The 23,091-nt window shown below is 38.9% G+C and carries 20 protein-coding genes and 1 tRNA gene; 1 reads left to right on the top strand and 20 read right to left on the bottom strand.

The window, feature by feature from the left end:
• Positions 1 to 13: 13 nt before the first annotated feature.
• From LMU01S_RS06855 to LMU01S_RS06815, 9 genes are all read right to left on the bottom strand, one after another.
• Positions 14 to 1,294, bottom strand: a complete 1,281-nt coding sequence (locus tag LMU01S_RS06855; RefSeq protein ID WP_056958036.1) for a S8 family serine peptidase — start codon at positions 1,292 to 1,294, stop codon at positions 14 to 16.
• Between the two features lies 1 nt (position 1,295).
• Positions 1,296 to 2,396, bottom strand: a complete 1,101-nt coding sequence (locus tag LMU01S_RS06850; protein ID WP_004050379.1) for an AAA family ATPase — start codon at positions 2,394 to 2,396, stop codon at positions 1,296 to 1,298.
• Positions 2,397 to 2,645: 249 nt separating this feature from the next.
• Positions 2,646 to 5,138 (bottom strand): ATP-dependent Clp protease ATP-binding subunit, encoded by a 2,493-nt coding sequence (locus LMU01S_RS06845; protein ID WP_056958034.1) that lies wholly within the window; start codon positions 5,136 to 5,138, stop codon positions 2,646 to 2,648.
• 18 nt (positions 5,139 to 5,156) lie between these two features.
• Entirely contained in the window at positions 5,157 to 5,627 is a 471-nt protein-coding gene (locus tag LMU01S_RS06840) for a CtsR family transcriptional regulator (RefSeq protein ID WP_010688220.1), read from the bottom strand.
• A 201-nt stretch (positions 5,628 to 5,828) separates the two neighbouring features.
• Positions 5,829 to 8,540, bottom strand: a complete 2,712-nt coding sequence (locus LMU01S_RS06835; protein ID WP_056958032.1) for a DEAD/DEAH box helicase family protein — start codon at positions 8,538 to 8,540, stop codon at positions 5,829 to 5,831.
• A complete protein-coding gene (locus LMU01S_RS06830; protein WP_056958030.1) occupies positions 8,527 to 9,372 on the bottom strand; it encodes a hypothetical protein in 846 nt (281 codons plus the stop codon). The genes LMU01S_RS06835 and LMU01S_RS06830 overlap by 14 nt, the downstream gene beginning before the upstream one ends.
• Positions 9,365 to 11,329 carry a DNA methyltransferase gene (locus LMU01S_RS06825; protein ID WP_061773562.1) on the bottom strand — a complete coding sequence of 655 codons (1,965 nt, stop codon included), beginning with the start codon at positions 11,327 to 11,329 and terminating at the stop codon, positions 9,365 to 9,367. Before LMU01S_RS06825 ends, LMU01S_RS06830 begins: the two co-directional genes overlap by 8 nt.
• A gap of 200 nt (positions 11,330 to 11,529) precedes the next feature.
• On the bottom strand, positions 11,530 to 11,970 hold the full coding sequence (locus LMU01S_RS06820; RefSeq protein WP_056958028.1) for a hypothetical protein: 441 nt from the start codon (positions 11,968 to 11,970) through the stop codon (positions 11,530 to 11,532).
• A 61-nt stretch (positions 11,971 to 12,031) separates the two neighbouring features.
• Positions 12,032 to 12,105 (bottom strand) — tRNA-Pro (locus LMU01S_RS06815).
• 136 nt (positions 12,106 to 12,241) lie between these two features.
• Here LMU01S_RS06815 and pnuC point away from each other — a divergent pair.
• The gene (gene pnuC, locus LMU01S_RS06810; protein WP_174519381.1) at positions 12,242 to 12,955 is read left to right on the top strand and encodes a nicotinamide riboside transporter PnuC; all 714 of its coding nucleotides are present in this window, start codon (positions 12,242 to 12,244) and stop codon (positions 12,953 to 12,955) included.
• 149 nt (positions 12,956 to 13,104) lie between these two features.
• On the opposite strand, the gene LMU01S_RS10305 is transcribed toward pnuC, so the two are convergent.
• The 11 genes from LMU01S_RS10305 to LMU01S_RS10760 form a co-directional block, all read right to left on the bottom strand.
• The gene (locus LMU01S_RS10305) at positions 13,105 to 13,233 is read right to left on the bottom strand and encodes a winged helix-turn-helix transcriptional regulator (protein ID WP_082613029.1); all 129 of its coding nucleotides are present in this window, start codon (positions 13,231 to 13,233) and stop codon (positions 13,105 to 13,107) included.
• A 53-nt stretch (positions 13,234 to 13,286) separates the two neighbouring features.
• Positions 13,287 to 13,757 carry a nucleoside 2-deoxyribosyltransferase gene (locus LMU01S_RS06805; protein ID WP_056958025.1) on the bottom strand — a complete coding sequence of 157 codons (471 nt, stop codon included), beginning with the start codon at positions 13,755 to 13,757 and terminating at the stop codon, positions 13,287 to 13,289.
• Between the two features lie 90 nt (positions 13,758 to 13,847).
• Entirely contained in the window at positions 13,848 to 14,051 is a 204-nt protein-coding gene (locus tag LMU01S_RS06800; protein WP_039936294.1) for a hypothetical protein, read from the bottom strand.
• A gap of 312 nt (positions 14,052 to 14,363) precedes the next feature.
• Positions 14,364 to 16,181: a glutamine--fructose-6-phosphate transaminase (isomerizing) gene (glmS, locus tag LMU01S_RS06795; RefSeq protein WP_061773561.1), complete on the bottom strand. Its 1,818-nt coding sequence runs from the start codon at positions 16,179 to 16,181 to the stop codon at positions 14,364 to 14,366.
• Between the two features lie 130 nt (positions 16,182 to 16,311).
• Positions 16,312 to 18,357, bottom strand: a complete 2,046-nt coding sequence (locus tag LMU01S_RS06790; RefSeq protein ID WP_156655523.1) for a BglG family transcription antiterminator — start codon at positions 18,355 to 18,357, stop codon at positions 16,312 to 16,314.
• Between the two features lie 129 nt (positions 18,358 to 18,486).
• On the bottom strand, positions 18,487 to 19,638 hold the full coding sequence (locus tag LMU01S_RS06785) for a mannitol-1-phosphate 5-dehydrogenase (protein ID WP_174519382.1): 1,152 nt from the start codon (positions 19,636 to 19,638) through the stop codon (positions 18,487 to 18,489).
• Complete coding sequence (locus tag LMU01S_RS06780) at positions 19,638 to 20,078, bottom strand: PTS mannitol transporter subunit IIA (RefSeq protein ID WP_056958017.1); 441 nt, start codon at positions 20,076 to 20,078, stop codon at positions 19,638 to 19,640. The genes LMU01S_RS06785 and LMU01S_RS06780 overlap by 1 nt, the downstream gene beginning before the upstream one ends.
• A gap of 12 nt (positions 20,079 to 20,090) precedes the next feature.
• Positions 20,091 to 21,851 (bottom strand): PTS mannitol transporter subunit IIBC, encoded by a 1,761-nt coding sequence (locus tag LMU01S_RS06775; protein WP_056958014.1) that lies wholly within the window; start codon positions 21,849 to 21,851, stop codon positions 20,091 to 20,093.
• A gap of 250 nt (positions 21,852 to 22,101) precedes the next feature.
• Positions 22,102 to 22,398 (bottom strand): cupin domain-containing protein, encoded by a 297-nt coding sequence (locus LMU01S_RS06770; RefSeq protein WP_056958012.1) that lies wholly within the window; start codon positions 22,396 to 22,398, stop codon positions 22,102 to 22,104.
• On the bottom strand, positions 22,386 to 22,937 hold the full coding sequence (locus LMU01S_RS06765) for a class I SAM-dependent methyltransferase (protein WP_082613028.1): 552 nt from the start codon (positions 22,935 to 22,937) through the stop codon (positions 22,386 to 22,388). The genes LMU01S_RS06770 and LMU01S_RS06765 overlap by 13 nt, the downstream gene beginning before the upstream one ends.
• The coding region (locus LMU01S_RS10760; protein WP_156470394.1) for an SAM-dependent methyltransferase at positions 22,861 to 23,091 on the bottom strand (231 nt) is incomplete at its 5' end. The genes LMU01S_RS10760 and LMU01S_RS06765, both read right to left, overlap by 77 nt.

The raw sequence follows: 23,091 nt of genomic DNA, 5'->3' as shown, positions 1-23,091 counted from the left end.
TTCTACATTTTTATTAACAGTTACCTCGCTCCTTATCACTATCTTTATTTATAGCCCCTACAGTCAATGCCCGCAAAGAATCTCCACCCTGATTTATTTTTTCAGGTTGTGAATCAACAGCTACATTATTCCCATCATTTCCCGCTGATTTTATGATCAAGACAGCATCATCTTCTTGAATTTTATCTAATTCCTTTGCAAACGAAGAAAATCCATTTTCTTCAATAGGGTCAACTATGCTAACTGATAAATTCCACACTTTAACATCAGGATTAGATCGGACAGCATTTTTGATATTGTTAACTAGCTCTATCTCATTGATCGCAAAGTTTGGAACAACTGGGCAATCCACAATTTTACATCCTTGAATATCAAAATCATGGGTATTATTCAGTAGATCACCATAAATCAACACAGAAGCAATAAAAGTCCCATGTTCACAAGAAAGTTGTTGGTCCGAGTATGGACAAGCAACACCTCTAACGACCCAGTTTCTCGTGTATTTATTGATCTCAATACCATTATCCAAGACACCAACTACTGGATAATTCACACTATCATCATATTGAAGGGAATCCAATTTTGAAAATAAATTTTGGTTTAAATCATCTAAGCGAAAAAAGTCACTGACCTTTTTGACCGGTGTAATTGACTTTATAGGTAATTTCCGTGTTATGGTCAACTTATCTAAACTCAAATTATTCAACACAAGGATATCACTGCTGCCATATGTTGCATTTTTAAAGTTGATATCATTCTTAGCTAATTCTTCTTCAATATATTTTTTCGAGTTTTCGTTTTCACTTTTGTCATTAAAATCCAGAAAAAATACTTTGTAGTCACTATTATTATCTGCACTCTCAAACTTTGGTGTATATTCGCCAATATCTTTGATCGCAGAAACTACAACATCCGAATTTTCCGACTCTCGGATCTCTTTATCAATTTTATCAAGTTGGGCTTTATTTTTTATCTTTAAAATCAGCGAATTATCATTTTCCATCCCGATCTGACTAAAACTAAAATCACTCGAAAACAAATCAATAATTCTTTTCTGATGGGACTTTGCTTTTGCTTTATCAACAATTTTTACCTCAATAGGTTTTGAAAAATTATTATTTTCATAAATTTCCCAATCTACCTCCAAATCCTTGAGCCTACCACTTAAAAAGGTGATATGTTGCTCCAACTCTTTGCCTGTAAGTACAAATTGAGGTTTTTGGTTATTTCTCCCACCTGTAGTCTTTAGCTCATCATTTTCTCTTTGCTTAAATTCAATGATCGGATTCCCCATATTATCCCTCCTGAAGATGGTTTCTTACCTGTCTAACTGATATCTTCAATGTTTCGGCGATATTTTTCTGTGTGACATTATATTTTCTTAAATAATTCACCCCATTTTCAATGTCAATATTACCACTATTTTCAAACACCAATATTTCATAAAGTAGATCCTTTAAAGAAATATTCTTTCTATCCTCAATTATTGCTTTTTTAAATGCTGAGTTGACGATCGTTTTGATATCAGCAGGTGAATATCCGTCCGTGATCTCTACAAGAATCCCCATACTTTTTTCATTAACTGAAATTTTATTTGGATAGCCCTTTAAAAACTCATGGATCAATTCGTGTCTTATCGTTTCATCTGGCAACGTGATATCTATTTTCGTATCAAAACGACGCCAGACCGCATTATCCAACAGCTCCGGCGTATTTGTGGCAGCTATCAATATATTTCCTTGGCTAAAGGAGTCTATATTTTGCAGTAGGCTATTTACTACTCGTTTTAATTCGCCTAATTCGTTAGAGTCATCCCGATTTTTTGCTATTACATCAAATTCATCTAAAAATAAAATACAAGGTTGTTCCGCTACATAATCGAATAATTTTCTGATATTTTTTGAAGTACTTCCTAATAACGAAGAAACAATGCTATCCAACTTAGCTGTTACCAATGTCAAGCCGGTCTCTTGACATATGAAATCTGCAACTGATGTCTTCCCCGTCCCTGGTGGGCCACATAATAATAAATTATTATTAAAACTAATACCATTTTGGATCAGACTGTCTTTTTTCCTATAGCTTTGAATAAATGATAAAATCTCATTTTCAATAGACTCAGAAAAAAATAGATTCATATCTTCGTAATACTCATCTGTTGGCATTTTTACGTCAACTATATCCAGATGACTATCCTTGTCAAATGGTTTTTGGCGTAAACTATCCAAAGTAACTGAACGCATATCGTTTTCTTTTAATACTTTATTTATTTTTTTACTGAGAGTTCTGTCACCTTCATTTTCCAAAGTTTCAGCCAATTTTTTTGAATAATTAAAGACCTTTTGGGGATTTTTTTCTATTCCCCCTTTGATTATCTGAAGTAATTCATCATACATACCTTGACCTTGCTATATATTTGGAGAAAAATATAGCTTTTCCTTTCCTGATTTTATCTATTATCGTCAGCATCCCCATATCCCATCACACTTTTCATATTACAGCGTAGATATAATATTCATGAATATTGTACTACCAAAACCGTAAAAAATAAACGATTTCCGTTTTTTTTAAGCTCGATCTGTATATTCTTTGGGAATATCGTAATAAAAAAGCCGTAGCGAACACTACGACTTTTTAGATAATAACTAATTATTCACTTTTTCTTTTGCTGCTTCAACTTTTGGATCTTTGACGTTCAAAGTGATCTTGCCTTTCTTAGCCCCGATCGTGACGGTCGAACCTGTGACGATCTTGCCTTCTAATAAGGCTTCACTTAAGCGGTCTTCGATCTCGTTTTGCAAGGCACGTCTGATCGGACGAGCCCCGTATTCTGGATCAAAACCAGCCTTAGCCACCACATCGATCGCAGCTGGCGTGATCTTTAGTGTCACATTGCGTTCAGCTACCCGTTTGATGATATCTTTTGCCATCAACTTCACGATCTGATGCAACTCATCTTTTTCAAGTGAATGGAAGATGACGATCTCATCGATCCGGTTCAAGAATTCAGGTCTAAAGCTCTTCTTGAGCGATTCTCTGATCTTAGCCGACATTGCAGCGTAATCATCAGTGACATTGCCTGCACCAAACCCAACGGATTTTTCATCCCGCAAGGCAGTTGCACCTAAGTTAGAGGTCATGATGATGATCGTATTTCTAAAGTTGACTTTTCGACCCTTGGAATCCGTCAAATAACCATCGTCTAAAACTTGTAACAAAATATTGAACACATCTGGGTGGGCTTTTTCTACTTCGTCTAGCAAGACGACTGAATATGGCTTATTGCGGACCTTTTCGGACAATTGTCCCCCTTCATCATAACCAACATAGCCTGGAGGAGCACCGACTAAACGACTGGTGGAGTATTTTTCCATGTACTCACTCATGTCGACCCGGATCATCGCGTCTTCTGAGCCAAACATTGCTTCAGCTAAGGCTTTAGCTAACTCAGTCTTCCCCACGCCAGTAGGTCCTAAGAACATAAATGAGCCGATCGGACGGGTCGGATCGCTCAAACCACTGCGCGAACGGCGAATAGCTTTAGCGATCGAACTGATAGCTTCATCTTGGCCGACCACACGTTGGTGCAAGATCTTCTCTAAGCCGACCAGTCGTTGACTTTCAGTCTTGGTCAATTGAGTAACGGGCACGCCTGTCCATTCTGAGACAACAGCTGCCACATCTTCTTGGGTCACCACAGCTTTAAACTCGCCTTTTGCTTCTTCTTCGGTTTGTTTAGCTGTGAGTTTTTCAACTTTTTCTTTTAATTTCAAAACTTCTTTGCGTAATTTAGCCGCACCATCGAAGTTTTCGTGTAAGATCTCTTCGTCATAGCTATCACTGACTTTTTTTAGCTTAGCTTTGGTTTTAGATAACTTGCTGCTCTTTTCAGCATTCATGATCCGCAACCGCGCTGCCGCTTCATCCATCAGATCGATCGCCTTATCAGGCAAGAAGCGCTTTGTGATATAACGTGAACTCAACTTGACGGCCGCATCTAAAGCACCATCGTCGATCTTGACTTTATGGTGCTTTTCATAACGGGAACGCACACCTTTTAAGATCTCAAGTGTCGCTTGTTGGTCAGGCTCATCGACCATAACTGTTGCAAAGCGCCGTTCTAAAGCGGGATCAGATTCAACGTATTTTTGATACTCATCTAATGTCGTAGCCCCAATGACTTGAACTTCGCCCCGCGCTAAAGCAGGTTTTAAGATATTAGAGGCATCGATCGCCCCTTCAGCCCCACCAGCACCGATCAAAGTATGCATCTCATCAATAAACAAGATCACATTGCCATCACGGTAGACTTCTTCTAAGATCTTCTTTAAGCGATCTTCAAATTCACCACGGTATTTGGTACCAGCTACAAGTGAGCCCATATCAAGCATCATCAAGCGTTTCTTCGCCAAATTCTCAGGGACATCTCCCTTGACGATCGCTTGCGCTAAACCTTCTGCGACCGCCGTCTTACCCACACCAGGTTCACCTAGTAATACTGGGTTGTTTTTCGTCCGGCGACTTAAAACTTGGATCACCCGCTTGACTTCACTTGTGCGCCCGATAACTGGATCGGTATCTTCATTTTGCGCGATCGCCGTCATATCCCGTGCTAACCCATCTAATGTTTCTGTCTTGGAACGGTTTTTGGCTTCATTAGCTTGCTTAGCTAAATGCTGACGTTGGCGGTCAGTCATGCCTAATTGGCGCAACAACAACTGTCGCAAGCGTCGGGTATCGACTTGTAAACTGTACAAGATCCGTGAAGATAAAATATTTTCATCATTTAATAGTGCCAATAATAAATGTTCGGTCCCGATCTTAGACGAACCCATCATCATCGCTTGGCGCAAGGCATCATTTAAGACGGCCTTGGATTTTGGTGAATATGGTAAATAACTATCTGGTGCTTGACGGCGCAAAGTCCCATACCCTGCGAGCCGCTCGATCTCTTCTTTGATATCGACACTACTTACAAGGTTTTGCCTTAAAACTTGACCGGCAACACCATTTTCCTCCAAGACAAGGGCCAATAATAAATGTTCGGTCCCGATCGCTTGGTGCTTGAAGTAGTTAGCTTGTTCTTGTGCAAGTAACAAGACTTGGTTAGCACTCGGTGTGTAAGATGTTGAATCCATAAGATCCCCTTCTTTCTATTATTGATCAGCACAACGCAGACGATTTAAAATGCGATTCAAGATCTTGGCACGGATCGCCTCTTCTAACTCATTGTCGGATAGTGCTAGCGTGCTTTTCTCGATCGCAGTCGCTACTAAATGTGCCTCTTTATGTGTCAATAGCTCATTTTCATAGAGCGTTTGAATGATCTGAAATGCTTTGGTCTCGCTGATGCTCGTCCCAACGTACTCGATCAATTCATCTAAAATATCCGGGTCACTGATCAAATCGACCTTGGCGATCCGAATATACCCACCTCCGCCCCGCTTACTCTCGACTAAATAGCCATTTTGCAAAGTAAAACGCGTCTTGATCACGTAATTGATCTGCGAAGGCACGCAGTCAAATTGGTCTGCGACTTCAGAACGTTTGATCTCAACTTGGGAAGCTTCAGCAAGAATACTCTTCAAATATCGTTCGATTATATCGGAAATATTGCGATTTTGCATAAAACTATCCTCGATCTGTTTGACTAACTTTGACTATAATTATAAACGCTATCCACCATGCTTGGCAATGAATTAGCGCTAATTTCTAGGTAGGGATCACAAAAAATCGATCTCACTTCCATTTGATGAACCAGATAAAAAGCTTCTGTACAATTACGAGACTTTTTATGCAATTATTAAATAGATAAGATCACTGATTTTTTAATGTATGTTCTCTTTTAAAAGAGTATTTACCAAGTTTGAAACTGTGTGTTGTCCATCATCTTTAGTAAAAAATTTCACACCACTGATCTTTACATTACCAGCTCCGTCTTCAAATTCAATTTCTGCTTGGTGATCAGTTAAGTAAAGCAATAGATCTTCCTTCCATCTTTCCTTTTCAAATCGCTCACCACTCATTCCCTTAGGCTCGATAAATATCTGAAAATAAAAATTCTCATCTTCCAAGAGAAGAATAAAATCAGGTTGAAAGCCTTGCAAATGAACTTCTGTTAAAGTCCCATCACGGCGGGTCAAATCACCAAATTGATGCAGTTTTAGTCGCTCTGCTTTGACCGATCCACGATGCATTTGTTCGTCCATACGAACTAAATACACTTCCTTACCATATTTTTGTCTCAGTTCAGCAATATGACCTTTTATCCGTTCAATCAAACTGTATTCGAGTCGATTTACTATCGCTTTTTCGTATACATAAAAATCATAATCAGCGTCATTCATATCATAATTGTTAATATCCTGCGGGGTCAGCAGAGTCTGGGTATCCATTTGTGGAATTCGCTTCTTGTAATTTGAAAGATATTCTTTGATCGGATAACCGATGAAACGGTTTGTCCCACGTTGTTTCACATATCCCGAACTTATCTTCCTGGCATATTCTGCCAACAGATCAACTACAACTTGTAATACTTCATTGGCAGTAATATCTTTTGCGCTAAACTCAATAGGGACCGTAAGATACAATTTCAATTCATCCGCATTCAACCAGTTTTTACCATAGATAAATTCATCCATTGATCTTAACAGAGGTAGGTATTTTTTAAGATTACTGAAACGGTAAAATTCTAACTTCTGAATAGCCTTCTTTACAAATCTTGCATCAAAACGCTCAACATAAAGCTCTTTTGTAGCTGTTTCACCACTAATATCTTTGTATCCAACTTCTCGAGTGCCAAAATACAAAACTCTTCTCACATCATTTTTATGATCGATCCCATATTTTTTAAGACTATCAAAGTAACTATCTTCAACTGCTTTTGTCTCATTATAGTAGATCTTACCGTGTTTATAGACATCAGTTCGCTTAAATGTCGGCTTTACTTTGATTTCGATCGGTGGATTTTTTTCATCTTTACCTGTCGGAAGATCCATTTGTTCTAAAGAATTACGCAACTGTTTAAGATACTGAGGCTCATTCATAGTATGATAATGTAACGTTTCTAAGATCAATGACGCATTTGACGGATCATCATCAAAGCGTCGTTTAAAACTTCTTTTACCACTTAATTCAAACGGATAATATCTAGCACCTCGCCCGATCAATTGAGCTTCGACCATGGTAGCTGCCCTATTAGTTTTTGCCTCTTTTTCAATACGGACAATGTCATAAAGATTTAAAACATCCCATCCCTCAGTCAATTTTGCCACAGCAAAGACGACCCGATAGATGTTATTAGGACTTTCCAACGTATTTAGAGCTTCGTATTGTCCCTTTTCCAACATATTACCACTTGCATCATTAGCATTTAAGATATTTCGCGGATCAAAGTCATGTTTGATCTCACGCACGATCATATCTAATATATCCTTATTTTTCAAATAATAACGATAGGCTAATTCCAAAGCTGAGCTATCGTTACTATCCAGCAACTGTTGGTGCTGAATAAATTTTAAAAGCTCATCTGCAGTCAGGCTAGCGATCACATCGTTAAATAACTGATGGGCTTCTTTTGAAATAGCTACTTTAGGTGATTTAAACATTATAACGGGTTTAAATGTCCCCTTGACCCCTTCGGCAAGGGCACGATATTTTCTAAATTGCGATAATAAGACTGCATTTAGCATTTTTTCACAATCATTTGCCGATGTTTCGATTCGTTTGACCTGTTTAGAATACCCATCTTGCATAAAATTAGCTAGTGGATAACGATATACGACTTTATCTCTATATTTTTCGTAGATAACCTCCTTGTCAAAATCGACTGTTGCCGTAAATTCTAAGAGAATATTTTTTTGTTCTTTATCATCCCTAGCACGCAAGACTTTATTAATAGCTGATTCCCAAGTGTTTTCATCAGTTTTTTCTTTTTTTGTACTTGCCGAATAGTGATGTGCTTCATCAGCTAAGATCGCCACTGGACTTTTTTCATAATCTTCAAGTCCCATTTTACCTTCTTTTAGAACAAATAGATCATCTGAAACTTTTTGAACAGATTCTAATTTAATATAGATAGTGTTCTTCTGCGGTTGACGGACAAAACGATCAACTTCTTTTATCTTGATATTTTGACCATCAATTACAAGTTTTTTATCAAAGAGGTATTTTTCACTCGTCTGATCGACTAAATTGTCTCTTGTCTTCATCAAAACTGAATTGGTATTAACAGTGAACAAAAAGTTCTGATACCCCTGTTCTTTATAGAGATACAAAATCAAGGCTGCCATTAGATCGGTCTTACCTGACCCAGTGCTCATATTAAACAAGACATGTTGGGGTGGCAACTTTTTAGCCAACGCATAATGATAGTTACGGATCGCTGCTTGTTGATAATAACGTAGATCATGGTGCAGGTTCTCATCAATATAACTAGGCACTTCATAGCCCTGATGAGCAGAAAAGAGCGACGTTTCCTCAATTTTTGCTTCTTCGATCAGTGGGAACTGCAGTATCTGATTTTTCTTAGTTTTGACCATGATTTCTTACCTCCTTCATGCTTTGGTTAGTCTGGTATTCAACAAATTTATCGACCAAAGGATTATCAGCAAAAGGTGCTACTTGTGTTATAAATGGCTCTACTAGCTCATTTTGTAGTGTTAATCCTGTAAAAAACTTTATACTTAAGTCTTCATATTCATTTCCATCAATATCCTCGTAGCTAAATCTAGCTATTACTGGAACAAGTTCTGAGAAAAGCTTGTTGGTTATATCAAACGGTAAATTCCAATATTTTTGCTGGAATTGTTTTAAGTGAACTTTTTTATATAAGAGTAATATCTCCATTTTCTTCGATTCATTTTTAAAAACCGTTAGTTGCTCTCGTTTCCAATTAACATTTGTTTTAAGCGGAGCAAAATTCCAAAGCTTTTTTGAACCTTCCTTTGTCTCAAAAACTGAGCGTACCTTGATCTCTGTCCCAAGATTCAAAGTATTATTATTTTCCTCTGTGATTTCAAACCCCTTAAATTTAATATTTTTTGCAGGATAATCTCCCTGTACATAAAAAGAAAACTCCAGACTTCGTTTTTCTGACTTTTGCTTATCGGTGAACATCTCTAATACTTGAAAAAATTGAAATACACCATTTGTTTCATCTTGATTATTTGAATCATTATCAGTTAAACGTACAAAAATAATAGGTTTGATCTTATCTATCCTATCTTGCTTATCTTTTTCTCTTTGATATCTAAATGTAAGTATTACACCATAAATAGTTGCAACAGATCCTATTAACGCCCCAATAACCGACCAAAAATTTTGCCAACTATTTGAAGAAATATGCTGAAACCAATATATAAAATCACTCATGCTCTTCACCATAGAAATGCTTGTTAAACTGATAATCTTCATTAGACATTAAATCACGAACTGTTTCATCATCGATCTCTGAGTAGTTGTAATAGAGCCCATTCTTATCAAGGATCTTTACCAGCAAGCGCTTATTTTCATCAAAGCCAGCTGTCCAATCTATTTTATTAAGATCAGCTCGAAAGCTAATATCAGCCTTGCCTTTACCATCAATACCATTCAGCATACGCTCCCAAACAGACTGTAATTCTGTTAAGTCTTTCGCATGGATGATATCTTGCAAGTAACCCATGTTTTTCTGGAATAATTCAGCATAGACGAAACTTCCGCCACCTTGCCAGTTGACATCCTTTGAAATGCCACCTTGCTCACCTGCAATCACTTTTTCAAGCCGTGGAACAGAAACCGTATTGATATAATCCATCTGTTCGATACCAATAAAGCGTCGTTTCATCTTCAAAGCTACGGCTTGAGTAGTTGCTGATCCCATGAAGAAATCTAGGACAATATCATCTTCATTTGAACCGATTTGAATAATACGTTGAATCAATTTTTCAGGTTTAGGAGTTCCGAACACCGCTTGACCTCCAAATAATTTCTTTACTTCTTTTTTAGCGTCTTGATTATGACCGACTTCTTGATACGTCCAAAGAGTTTGCGCAACAACACCTTTTTTTACTTCCGATAAAAATCGTTTATAAGCTGGCGCAGAATTACCGTCTTTTCCAAAATATACTCTATTATCCATTAACAGTTCTTCATACCGCTCTTTGGAAAAGCGCCAGGAGTAACCATTAGGCGGTAATACCTTACGTCCACTTGGAGTTGTTATTTCGTAAATATTTTTTTCAACAGCAGGCCCTACTGAAAAATTATCTGCTTTATAAACACCACGTGGGTCATTGTCAGGATTTTTATAATTGGCCACCATACTTTGCTTTCTTGGAATTCTATTAAGTTCCTTATCTGATGAGTTATTTTTAGCATAGACTAGAATAGTATCGTGACTCCTAGAAAATGTCTTTTTTAGATTAACGGGAGCATATGCTCTTTGCCAAATAATTTCATTTAAGAAGTTTTCCCTGCCAAATATACTATCAGCTAAAACTTTTAGATAGTGGCTCTCGTTATCGTCAATTGAGATCCAAATAGTTCCATCATCAGCCAGTAACTCCCAAGCCACTTCTAAGCGATTTTTGATAAATGTCAACCATGCCGAATGATTGAATTTATCATTGTATGCAAAATCTTTCCCCGTATTATAAGGTGGATCAATATAGATCAACTTAACTTTCCCAGCATACATCTCTTTTAACGTATGTAGCGCCAACAGATTATTCCCTTTGATAATGAGATTGTCCTTCTCCTTATCAAAAGGAACAATCATATTATCTGCTCTGCTCTGCTCTGCTCTGCTCTGCTCTGCTCTGCTCTGCTCTGCTCTGCTCTGCTCTGACAGATTATCGCCGTATCGTTTGACATTGACAAGTACTTTTTTATCAAAAAGTGTGTCTATTTCATCTTTTTCGATCGTTTCATTTAAAAATGCATCATCATAGCCTTCTTCTTTATCTTCTTTGGTCATACCAGCAGTCAAAACACCATCTTTAAACGGAAAATCCAACACTACATCTTCATTGTCTGCGATGAATTTACCACCAGATGTTAGTCCAATACGATTTTCGTATTTCGTATAGCTTGTATCCCAATAGTCACTATACATGACAGCTTCTTCTAGTTGCTCGACCTGAAAGATTTTTTCTCTGGCTACTTCTTTGATATAGTGATTTCTAATAAATGCCACTTCAAATAAGCGTGATAACAACTTTTCATCATAATTTCGCAAGTCTGCTGAAAGCTTAGCACGATTTAATTCTTCACCTACAAAATATTTGTTACCAAATGTCTTAAGAGTCTGTTTTAGCTCATCAAATAATTTTGGCTCAATTTTTGACATATGATTTCATCCCTTCTTTTTTCAAAACTATTGATTTTTATTCTAACATGTACTAGATAGCCAAAAATCTAAAAATAGTTTACCACATTGCAATTTGATCACTAACTACTAAAATCATCCTACAAATAATTTATTTGTACTATACAGTAATGATCTTAAGTGATTACAATAAAAATCTAGTAGACATAGCCTTCTCATTTTTATGACTTAGAATCTCCGATCAAGATCACAGCCCACGCAACATGTTCAGCTGGGCAAAAATAGACGAACTGATCGCCTGTTCCTTTAGCCTGCTCAACTGAGATAGCTTGATCAGCATATTTAGCTGTTGGACTAGTCGGATCTTTTTCCCATTTAGCATACTGTGCCTTAGTTCCCGTAAAGCTTTTTTCCTTGGTATAACCCTTTTGCTCATAGGGGGCCAACAGATCCGCTGTAAGCTGTTTGAGTTCTTCTTTAGTATAACGCTTAACAATACTACTTTGACTAGGCATTTTTGAGCTTTCTTTGGCTGAACTTGCTTTTTTATTAGGTATGACTGATAACTTGACGCCATTTTTGCCCCACGTCACATGATAGCTACACCCACTGACACCTAGAACAAAAGTCCCGATCATCAAAAAACAAACCGAACGCTTCATTTTTCTCCCCCTTAAACAAAAAGAGCCGTCCTGCATAGGTACGACTCTAACTAGTAATTGATCGGGATGGCAGGATTTGAACCTGTGACCCCCACGTCCCGAACGTGGTGCTCTACCAAACTGAGCTACATCCCGAAAACAATTACTATTATAATACTAGTTTGTTAAATGTAAAAGGAAAATCTTATTTTTCTTAACATTTATCTGGGCAAGGAACGTGCTTTAGTAAATAAAACAGACTATCATAAAAGATGAAAGGAAGGTGGATAACATGACAAATACTTGGCTTTATAAGCAATTATTTACCAATTGGAAGAAATTTGAAGTTATCTATGTCAGCATTTTGATCTTGATCCAACTGGCTGTCTTTTTGGTCGTTCCCGATAGCTTGATCGGTATGATCTCAGGTGTCACGGGCACATTATCCCTCGTTTATGGGATGAAAGGACGCAAGATCGCTTTTATCTTTGGAACGATCCAGTGTCTAGCCATGACTTACATTGCTTGGATAAGTCATGCCTATGGTTCATTTGCGATGGATATCTTCTATGTCATCTCACAACCCATTGGCTGGTTCATGTGGGGCCACGACCAAGCAACGCATCGCTTTTCTTCTGCCAGTCGCAAAAAACTTTTTGGCGGTGCCTTTGTCGCTTGGCTCATCGGCTGGTGGATCTTAGCTTTATTACACGGACAACTGCCGTATTTTGATTCGATCAATTTTGTCGTCAGTTTCATCGCGCAACTGCTCTACATCTTGAAATACCAAGAAAATTGGTCACTTTGGATCGTGGTCAACATTGCCAATATCCTCTACTGGTCGATCCTAAGCCTCCAAGTCATAACTGGAGCTACTGACATCGGTTCTTTAGGGGCTTACCTCTCCCAAGTTGCCTTGCAAGCAGCCCTACTCTTTAACTCGATCTATGCAACTAAAGTCTGGGATAGTGGTGAAGCCGACAATGAAGGTGGAACTAAGTCGTAAATTATATAAATAAATCAATATTTACTCTTCACCACTCACGTCAACCACCACTGACTAAATGTGACAACTTAACTTATAGAGACGATCCAAAGAGGACCTACCACGATGCCAATGGTAGGTCCTCTTTGGATCATCTCATGCTCTTTAGTTTAAAAGTTATCCAAATACTGTTCGCCCCGATCGCATAATGCTACTACGAGCGAAACTATACTATTCCCCAATTCAGTCAACGAATACTCTGTTTTAGGGGGAACGACTGGATAAACAACTCGACTGATGGGGGCTTTTCTTAAATAAAAACCACCCTAAAAATAGAGTGGTCGTCATTATTCTAATATACTGCCCCTTCATAGAAGTCGTAGTATGGTTTATTGAAATCAAAATCCGCTAGTTCGGAGACTTTGATGACTGTATCAGCAACGCCAAAACTCATCAAGTTTATTGGCTTACCGTAATCTTCATCTGGGATCACCAACACGATATATTTGCCTAAACTCTTGGCTAAGCCTAACTCGACCCCGCAACCGATATCTTCTTCATCTGGTAGATAAGTACATAAGAAGATGTCTGAACTCTTGATCCCGACACAGTCCCCGTTGAACGTTGCTATTTGCCATTCTTTATCTTCTAGTAATTCAGGGTGTTCATCCACGCGCAATCCCTTATATTGATGCGCCAAAGGAACATAACTATCTGCATCATTTATCGTCTTGTTTTCCTTGATCGCTGCCATTACTTGTTCATAGGCTGCGTTTTGCTTTGGTGTAAACCACCCAGCTGCAAAATAAACTGTTTTTGCCATCTTATTACCACCCTTTAACAATATATGTTTATTATCATATTTTTATATAAATATTTCAAATTAAATCAAGGTAGTGGTCAGACACCAAGGCTAAAAGATCACTAAAAACTTATTCACACTGTCGCTAATGCTTATTTTACTTTGAAATTTTTTTCTAGAACTATGCTCTATTTGTTGTTGTGATCTACTATTTATCTCTGCCAGTGAGCTCAATTCTGAAAGTCCCACCATCAATAAGATGATGAAGATGATCACGACTATGATCCCTATAAAAATATTATTGTTGTTTTTCACCGTTACCCTCTTTATTAATGATATTTTATTCGATCCACATCTTAATATTGTTCTGACTTTTTAACTAATTATCTAAGTATTCCCCCAAAATTGCCAATACTGCTTTTATCTATCCTATATTCGTTCATTTATAAAAAAATAATACTTCGCTAAATAAATATCTTATCATAAAATTCGTTTTCTTTAAACTAAATTAAAATAAGTAAATCTCATAAACACAAAAAAGCTTAGGATAAACGCCTAAAACGTTGACCCTAAGCCATTAAAAAAGCCTGCTTCCATTTTAGGAAACAGACTTTTGCATAGATAATTTTATTCGACCGTTACACTCTTAGCCAAGTTACGTGGCTTATCCACGTCATAACCACGTTGTAAACTTACATAGTAAGCCAACAATTGTGTTGGTACGACTGAAACAAGTGGTGATAACAATGGATCAACTTCTGGTAAGATGATCTGATCACCTTCAGCAGCTACATCACGGCTGGAGATGAATAAGACATTTGCACCACGCGCGATAACTTCTTGTGCATTGCTTCGTGTATGGGCTGCAGTCTTAGGATCAGTGATGATCGCTACGACTGGTGTACCTTCTTCGATCAAGGCGATCGTGCCGTGCTTTAATTCACCTGAAGCAAATCCTTCAGTTTGAACATAAGAAACTTCTTTTAGCTTCAAAGCAGCTTCTTGGGCTAATGCATAGTCCACACCACGACCGATATAAAAGGCATTGCGTGTTGTCGCAAACATATCTTGGTCGATTTTTTCAATGTCACCTTTTTCATCAACTAATTCTTGCATCCCGTTAGCAACTTTTGTCAATTCACCTGCAACATCAAAGTCCTTAGCAGCCTTGATGTTTTTGGCTTCACCATAAGCTTTGACTAAAATAGCCTCTAAAGCGATCTGAGCGGTGTAAGCCTTAGTTGAAGCAACAGCGATCTCAGGGCCAGCGTGTAACAACAAAGTATAAGTTGCTTCACGTGAAAGCGTTGAGTTAGCCACATTGGTGATCGTCAAACTTGGATAACCCCATTCATTAACTTGTGTCAACACTTGGCGACTATCAGCTGTTTCCCCACTTTGGGTCAAGAAGATAAAGAATGGCTTTTCAGACAACAATGGTGGGTTATAAGCAAATTCAGAAGCCACATGAACTTCAGTCGGAATATGAGCTAATTTTTCAAATAACTCTTTCCCCACTAAACCAGCATGATAACTTGTCCCAGCAGCTACGATGTATAAACGATCTGCCTTGGATAGAGCATCCAACAGTTCTTGGTCGATCTTAACTGAGCCATCTTCGTTAACGTATTCTTGGATCAAAGTGCGCATCACACCTGGTTGTTCATCGATCTCTTTTAACATGTAATATGGATAAGCGCCTTTTTTAGCAGCTTGTGGATCCATATCGATATGGAATGGTTCACGTTCTACGGCATTGCCAGCGGGATCCATGATCAAGATCTTGTCTGGTTCGACTACTACGACTTCACCATCCATCAATTCGATGAAATCATGAGTTTGTTCAAGCATCGCAGTAGCATCAGAACAAACAACGTTGAAGCCATCACCTACACCAAGTAACAATGGACTCTTGTTTTTAGCTACAAATAACTTGCTTGGTTGTTCTTTATCCATCAATAAGAATGCGTAGGATGAACTTTCATCAACTAAGCCTAAAACCTTACGGAAAGCAGCTAAAGTATCCATCCCTTCAGCAACAAATTTACCGATCAATTGCACGATGATCTCTGTATCTGTATCACTCTTTAATTCAACATCTTCCAAGTATTCATCGCGTAATTGGCTAAAGTTACCGATCACACCGTTATGAACTAAGAAGAAACGTCCATCGGCTGAAACATGAGGGTGAGCATTTTTAACACTTGGAACTCCGTGTGTTGCCCAACGTGTATGACCGATCCCAGTCGAGCCTTTGACTTCTGGACCAACTAAAGCACGTAGATCAGCGATCCGACCTTTTTCCTTAACTAAAAAGCCATCACCTTGTTGGTCATTTACATAGATACCGGCTGAGTCATAGCCACGGTATTCTAATTGTTGTAATCCATCTAATAAAATATCTGTTGCATTTTCATTGCCAGTTACGCCAACGATACCACACATAATTCAATACCTCGCATTTTCAAATTGGTATATACCTTAATTATTATTTTCAAATCTCATAGAAGTTAGTTACATCAAGTAACAAGACTAAATATAGCGCAATGAAATTCTTCTGTCAACTAATATATATTTAAATTGGTATACCAGATTTGATTTCTTTTAAGAAACGCTTAGCCAGCTCACTTTGAAGTGTTTTTTGATCTCCTTGTTCAAATAAAGTCAAGGCGTCATCATTCATGATGATCATACTACTGATCGTTCCCAAAGCATCTTGTTCGATCTGAGACATATTTTCTGGTGCTAATGACACTAACATGCGCTTGACGGCGATCAGGCGTTGATCCATCGCTTGCATCGTGATCGGTTCAGTCAGCTCGAAAATCGCAAAGTGGCAACGCTTGATCGCACAACTAGTCGTATGCAATAAAGCTAACGAACTATCCGGCAACCCGATCGGAGCTAAGCGTTCTCTTTTCTCTAAAGCGGTCACCACTTTGGCTTCATTCAAAATAATATTGTTACCGATCTTACTTACGAGCTTTTCAATGGTCTGTTGCAGATCAAGTCCAGTATTATCAACTTTTTTGACCTGTAACTCATTAACTAATTCTGTGCAAAAAAAGGCTGTCGCTGCGATAAAGCTCAAAGTTTGCGGCAATTTACCGTTGAACTGCTTGTTTTTTCTAGTCGCTACTTTAGCAAAATATTTACGCTGGTAATCTTTGATATAGGTCTTTAATCGCATAAGTTCTTCTTTGGTCAATAATGGACTAACGATCTGGTATTCACGGGGAAATCCCGGCAAGCGTAACGTCGACAATACGATATCATATTCTGCTAGCTCAAGCTCATTTAGTTCTTGGATCCGGGCCAGGTTGAAATGCTCAACTTGTGGGAGCTCTTTTTTCAAACGTTGCTTCAAAAGTGAAGACGTCCCGATCCCGTTTTCACAAACAAGCAGCACCGCTAACTTATCTGAGCGCTTAGTTTCTACATATTGACTAGCAAAATATAATAAGATCAGTTGTAATTCAGTCTCACTGATCGTTTGTTCAAAAAAGATCTCCTTCCAAGCTCGTTTGACACAAGCAAATAATTTTGGATGATCATTTTTTATCCGCGCTAAAGTCTCGATCCTAACATTTGGTAGACCTTGGTGCGACTGTTTTAAGAGCGTTATCACGTGGCGACTGAGTTTTTTAAAAAAGACTAGATCACGTGAAAAATCAAATTTCATCTCCTGCGAGACTAATGCGATCAGTGCCTTGACCTTAAGGGAGACTGCTAATTCATACTCATCAGTATAGGTAAAACTCTTGGCATTTTGATCACCTTTTTTCAGTTGATATGCTAAATAAGTGAGCTCATTTTGTTCAAGCTCTTCATCTACGGCACTCAAAAAAGCATAGACCAAGCCTTGGTAGCGCAAGAGTTGGTCTTTTAGCTCTACTTTTACGGGATGCTTTTTACTTCGCACCAAACAGATCGCAAAAAGGATAACTAATTGCAATACTTGATGATCCGAAGTGACCTTTAATTTTGGTAAAACCTTTTGTTCCAAGCCTTGATAACATTGTTGTAATATCTTTTTAGGCAATAATCGTAAGAAAAAGTCGGGTACGATCGTTGTTTTATCATCTAGATAAGCAAAAAATTGATAATCATTGAGTTCATTCAACATGATCTCACTTAAAAACTGACGCCGTTTGAGTTCAGTCGTTTCTAGCCAAACACCCACACCTTTTTGGCGCTGCAACTTGATCGCAAAACCAGCAAATGCTTCCTCTAACCCACTTAGATCACGTTGGATCGTCCCTTCACTGACGTCCAATTCTAACGCTAAACTGATGATCTTTTGCGGTTGGTCAGCTAATAACAGCAAGGCTGCCAAAGCATTTTGACGACTCTTTGGTTTAAGTGGTTCAATTAGTTCGGTCTGCATCCCTAATATCACTTGTAATTGCTTCAAAGCTACATCTTCCCCCACTAAAACATAGCGTCCTTGTTCATTTTGCAAATTTAGCCCGAGATGTTGCAAATACAAACTCAATTCATTAAATTCCCGGTATAGTGTACGTCGACTGACTTTGGTGATCTTACTCAACTGTGAAAGTGCGATCCCCTCAGGAGCATTTTTCACTAACTCGGTCAAGATCACTTCCTGGCGCTTGGTCAATCTTACCACGTCTCATCACCTTGCTTTCTCATCGTCCTACCCCCAGTATAGCCTTTAATTTTTTATATTTAAAATATTAGGTAGTAACACAAAACTACCACCCCAAACTAAGGGTAGTAGTCAGCAAAGTTATCGTTCACACTGCGCTTCTAATTCTGCCAGCAGTGCAGCATCTTTTTGTTTATCTAACCCAGTTGTTTGGTAGATCACCTCGATCAAAGGTAACGTCGTCAACATCTCTTTTAGCTGTTGGCTTTCTGGATCAGCTGGATCATTGAAGCGGTAAATATCACTGGCTGTCTTTAAAAGTGCTTGATAGCTCAAACCGTGCAACTTAGCTTCTCTGATCGGACGAATGAAGCGTTCGTCATAGCCTAACTTGCGGATCGGTGTCCGTCCAACACGCGTGATCTCGTCTGAAAGCTCCGGATTTTCGAAACGTTCGATGATCTTTTGTTGATAAGCTTCCAGTTCAGCGCGCTCAAAATCCCATTTAGCTAACAATAATTCCCGTGTCTCGGCTAGTACAGCTTTAACTTGGTCTAAGACCCTTTTATCTTTTATCGCTTCACCGATCGTGTCATACCCATAAACTTGCCCCGTGTACGCTACCGTTGCGTGTCCCGTGTTGACCGAGAACAATTTGCGTTCGATATAAGGTTCAAGCTGTTTGGCATAGTGGACTTCTTTTAGTTTTAAAGCTGGATCTTTTAATTGACTTTCATCAATGACCCATTCTTTAAAGGGTTCAACGACCACAAATAACGGATCGGCATGGCTTTGTTGCGGGACGATCCGATCGACCGCTGCATTTGGAAAACCGATATATTCATCCGCAAAAGCTTTAGTTGCTGCGTCTAAGTGCTTATAGACCTCGGTTTTTAAGAATTGCGAACCACCGATCATATTTTCACAAGCGATCACATCGATCTTTTGATAATTATCATTTTTTCTTCTGAGTCTGATCCCAGCTGCGATCAATGGAGCGATCAAAGGTAAGATCTTGGGTCCGATCGCTGTGGTCACGATATCTGCTTTAGCAAAAGCTTGGGCTACTTTGGCAGGATCTTTTGCATTATTTATCCCAGCGACCCCAGTAACTTTAATTTGTTTTTTAGTTGGTTCTGCTAATTGGATAAGGTATTCATGTTTTTCATTCAAAGCTGTGATCACTTTTTCATTTACATCAACAAATGTGATCTCAAAACCATTTTTCGCTAATACTTCACCAATGAAACCCCGTCCAATATTTCCTGCGCCAAAATGTAATGCTTTCATTATTATCCAACCTCTTTCAATAAATTAATGATCTCTGCTTTAGTTGTGGCATCCGCCAATTTTGCTACGTTAGAAACATCGCTACAATACAAGGCGATCTGTGATAACAGCTCTAAGTGCTCATTGTTTGCCCCCGCGATCCCAAAGACTACTGTTACTAGATTTTCCACTTGTTCATCATTGCTAAAATCTACCCCTAAAGGCACTTGGATCACCGAGATCCCGGTTTTTTTGATGAAACGTTTCCCCTCATCCGTACCATGGGGGATCGCGATAAAATTGCCCATATAAGTTGAAACATCTTCGTTTCGTTTGATCATCGAATCGATGTAACGTTCATCAACACAGCCTTCTTTGACCAATAATTCACCGGCTAAGCGGATCGCTTCTTTTTTGGTCGCTGGTGCTTGATCTAACAAGATCATATTTTCTTTTAATTCCATCTCTAAAACCTCCTAAGCTAAACCAGCAATGATCTGAGCTAATTTTTCGTCAGTCAACAGATCCGAAACTACGAGCACTTGAACATTGGTATAACGGATATCTAAGTTCTTTTTAGCTTCCTTAGTGACGATCACTAAATGCTCTGAGCTATCTACCAATTCATCTAAGCGAACTGCTTTGACTGGTACTTTTTTACCCGCTTTATGCAAGCTATCTTTGAAAAGACTGACTGCCATTGTTGAGGTTCCAATATTTTGATCATGTCGAATGAAGTTGATCTCTTTGACATTAGAAAGTTCAAGTTCTGAACCAGTAGTAGCTTTAGGCTCAGCGCCAGTCTCTTCATTGATCAAGGTCTCAGTTTTTAAGCGCGCGATGATCTCGTCATACCGCGGACTGTTTAAGAAATTACCGACTTGAACATGTACAGCACTTGGGGTTTTTTGAGCTGCACGTTCAGCTAATTCAACTTGAGTTACGACTAAGAGATCAGGTTCATCTTGTAAGCGACTAACAGCCGTATTTGTGACCGAAACATCTGTAATACCTGCTTTTTTGATCTTATCTCGCAGTAAAGAAGCTCCCATCGCCGAAGAGCCCATCCCAGCATCACAAGCAAAAATGATCTTTTTGATCCCAGAAAAATCAGCTGGTGCCAAGTTAGTTGGTGTTTCTTTTCCTTTTGACTCCGCTTTCATTTGTGCCATCTCTTGTTGCTTGGCTTCAAATTCATCAGCAGTAGAGCGGTCATGTTTCAAAATGATCGCTGCGATGATAAAGGACACCACAGCCCCAGCAACTACACCGGCTAGCACGCCAAGATAGCTACCTTTTGGCGTCATCGCTAGGATCGCTATGATCGAACCTGGGGAAGCAGCGGCTTTAAGACCAGCACCAAACATTTGGAAAGTGAATGTCCCTGTCACCCCACCGGCGATCACGGCTAAAAACATCGCTGGTTTCATCAAGATATATGGGAAGTAAACTTCATGGATCCCACCGATGAACTGGATGAAAGCAGCTCCTGGAGCCGAACCTTTAGCATTACCCTTACCAAAGAACGTAAAGGCTAACAAGACACCTAGCCCCGGGCCTGGGTTAGATTCAAGTAAGAATAAGACAGATTTACCAGCACTTGCGGCTTGTTGGATCCCTAATGGAACTAAGATCCCGTTACCGATCGCATTATTTAGGAATAAAACTTTAGCTGGTTCGATAAAGATATTAGCTAAGGGCAGTAAGTGAACTGAAATGATCCAGTCAACGCCTTCACCCATCAGCATGCTACCGGTATTAACGACCGGATTGACTACATAGACCCCAACGATCGCTAAGAGCATCCCCATGATCCCACTGGTAAAGTTGTTATAGATCATTTCTAGCCCCGAACGCACTTTATCTTGGAAGATACTGTCTAATTTCTTGATACACCATCCACCAAGCGGTCCCATGATCATCGCTCCAAGAAACATCGGAACTTGTGAGCCAACAACGACCCCGATCGTCGCGATCGCCCCAACGACCGCTCCTCGCTCTTCATAGACCATTCTTCCCCCGACATAACCGATCAAGAGGGGCAATAAATAATTCAACATTGGGCCGATAAGTTCAGCGATCTGTTTATTAGGGAACCAGCCCTCAGCCATAAAGATCGCTGTGATAAGTCCCCATGCAATAATGGCAGCAATATTTGGCATCACCATTCCTGAAAGTGCAGTTCCTAATTTTTGGATCCGAGCTTTAAGTGATGTTTTGTTCTTTGCGTCATCCATGTCGTAATACCTCCTGTTTATGTTTACAACTTAATCTTAAATTCTAAAGTATACGCTTACAACAAAATCCAAATGCACTCGTGTCACACTCAGTTGTGCCAACTTGCAACGCAAAAAACGTGTTCGACGATGTAATCAGCGCCATATAAATAACGAGGGCCCCACCGTAAATTGGTGGTGCCTCGTTATTCACTAAGCATTGCATCATCGAACACGTTTTAGCTATATTAAAATCAGTAAATACTCTAACTTACTTATCCAGTTTCATCTTGATGACCATCAATTCAGCATCAGTTTGCGCTTTTAAGGCATGCTTTTCATTGGGTTTCATTTTAACGAGCTTGCCTGGATAGATGATCTCAAAGTCCCCAGTTTCAGTATAAAATTCTACCTTGCCCTTGATCGGTACTACTATTACATCAAAATCAACAAAATGTTGCGGTACTGCCTTATCCTTAGCAATAACTAAATGTGTGACCGTTAACGCTGGTCCTGCGACCAAATTTTCCCACAACTCAATATTAGGATCACCTGTTAAAAATTCCATTGATCATTTTCCTCCAATTTAGTACTTACACCTGTAATATAATTAAAACTATTTTCTTTAAACAACCTGTACATTGCCTGAAACTGGGGACGATTTTCCCGTTTTAAACCATTTTTTATGATTTTTAACGCTCCCAGCACCCCTTCGTCTCTGATCGTTCCACGTGGATCCATCAGACTCATCGGTCCAACTTGACTAGTGACTAAAAAGCCCTGTTGCTTAAATAGTTCTTCCCATTTTCTTCTAGTCAATTGTGTAACATGACCATTGATCGTTTGGCCTAATTTAGCGACTAATTCAAGATCTTCTTTAATTAAACTAACATCGTGGGTCAATAACTTTCCGCCAGGCTTCAAGACACGATAGTATTCAGCAAGCGCTTTTTGCTTGCTAACGTCAGGAAACATCGTCAACATCGCTTCATTGATCACGATATCAAATGTTTCAGCTGCAAACGGTAATTTAAAAGCGTTCCCCCTGCTGAACCGAGAGTCTCTCTTCCAAACCGTAACGTTTAATATTTTCTTTAGCTTTAGCAACTACTTTTGCATCTAGATCGATCCCGATCACTTGACAATCGTACTTTTGAGCTAATTCTAACATTGTCGTTCCCCTGTTACAAGCAACTTCTAGCACCTTAGTCTGTTGAGTAATATTTCCTTGAGCTAACAACCGATCAGTTGCCTGTTTGCC

The sequence above is a fragment of the Ligilactobacillus murinus DSM 20452 = NBRC 14221 genome (assembly GCF_001591685.1).
GTDB lineage: Bacteria > Bacillota > Bacilli > Lactobacillales > Lactobacillaceae > Ligilactobacillus > Ligilactobacillus murinus.
The sequence above is the reverse complement of the archived record's forward strand: the minus strand, read 5'-3'. Positions and strand labels throughout refer to the sequence as shown.

Excerpts from the sequence above, each read along its gene's own strand:
- LMU01S_RS06830 (WP_056958030.1), bottom strand. The coding sequence starts at position 9,372 with ATGAGTGATTTTATATATTGGTTTCAGCATATTTCTTCAAATAGTTGG.
- LMU01S_RS06835 (WP_056958032.1), bottom strand. The coding sequence starts at position 8,540 with ATGGTCAAAACTAAGAAAAATCAGATACTGCAGTTCCCACTGATCGAA.
- pnuC (WP_174519381.1), top strand. The coding sequence starts at position 12,242 with ATGACAAATACTTGGCTTTATAAGCAATTATTTACCAATTGGAAGAAA.
- LMU01S_RS06845 (WP_056958034.1), bottom strand. The coding sequence starts at position 5,138 with ATGGATTCAACATCTTACACACCGAGTGCTAACCAAGTCTTGTTACTT.
- LMU01S_RS06780 (WP_056958017.1), bottom strand. The coding sequence starts at position 20,078 with ATGGAATTAAAAGAAAATATGATCTTGTTAGATCAAGCACCAGCGACC.
- LMU01S_RS06775 (WP_056958014.1), bottom strand. The coding sequence starts at position 21,851 with ATGGATGACGCAAAGAACAAAACATCACTTAAAGCTCGGATCCAAAAA.
- LMU01S_RS06805 (WP_056958025.1), bottom strand. The coding sequence starts at position 13,757 with ATGGCAAAAACAGTTTATTTTGCAGCTGGGTGGTTTACACCAAAGCAA.
- glmS (WP_061773561.1), bottom strand. The coding sequence starts at position 16,181 with ATGTGTGGTATCGTTGGCGTAACTGGCAATGAAAATGCAACAGATATT.
- LMU01S_RS06850 (WP_004050379.1), bottom strand. The coding sequence starts at position 2,396 with ATGTATGATGAATTACTTCAGATAATCAAAGGGGGAATAGAAAAAAAT.
- LMU01S_RS06820 (WP_056958028.1), bottom strand. The coding sequence starts at position 11,970 with ATGAAGCGTTCGGTTTGTTTTTTGATGATCGGGACTTTTGTTCTAGGT.
- LMU01S_RS06840 (WP_010688220.1), bottom strand. The coding sequence starts at position 5,627 with ATGCAAAATCGCAATATTTCCGATATAATCGAACGATATTTGAAGAGT.
- LMU01S_RS06825 (WP_061773562.1), bottom strand. The coding sequence starts at position 11,329 with ATGTCAAAAATTGAGCCAAAATTATTTGATGAGCTAAAACAGACTCTT.
- LMU01S_RS06770 (WP_056958012.1), bottom strand. The coding sequence starts at position 22,398 with ATGGAATTTTTAACAGGTGATCCTAATATTGAGTTGTGGGAAAATTTG.
- LMU01S_RS06855 (WP_056958036.1), bottom strand. The coding sequence starts at position 1,294 with ATGGGGAATCCGATCATTGAATTTAAGCAAAGAGAAAATGATGAGCTA.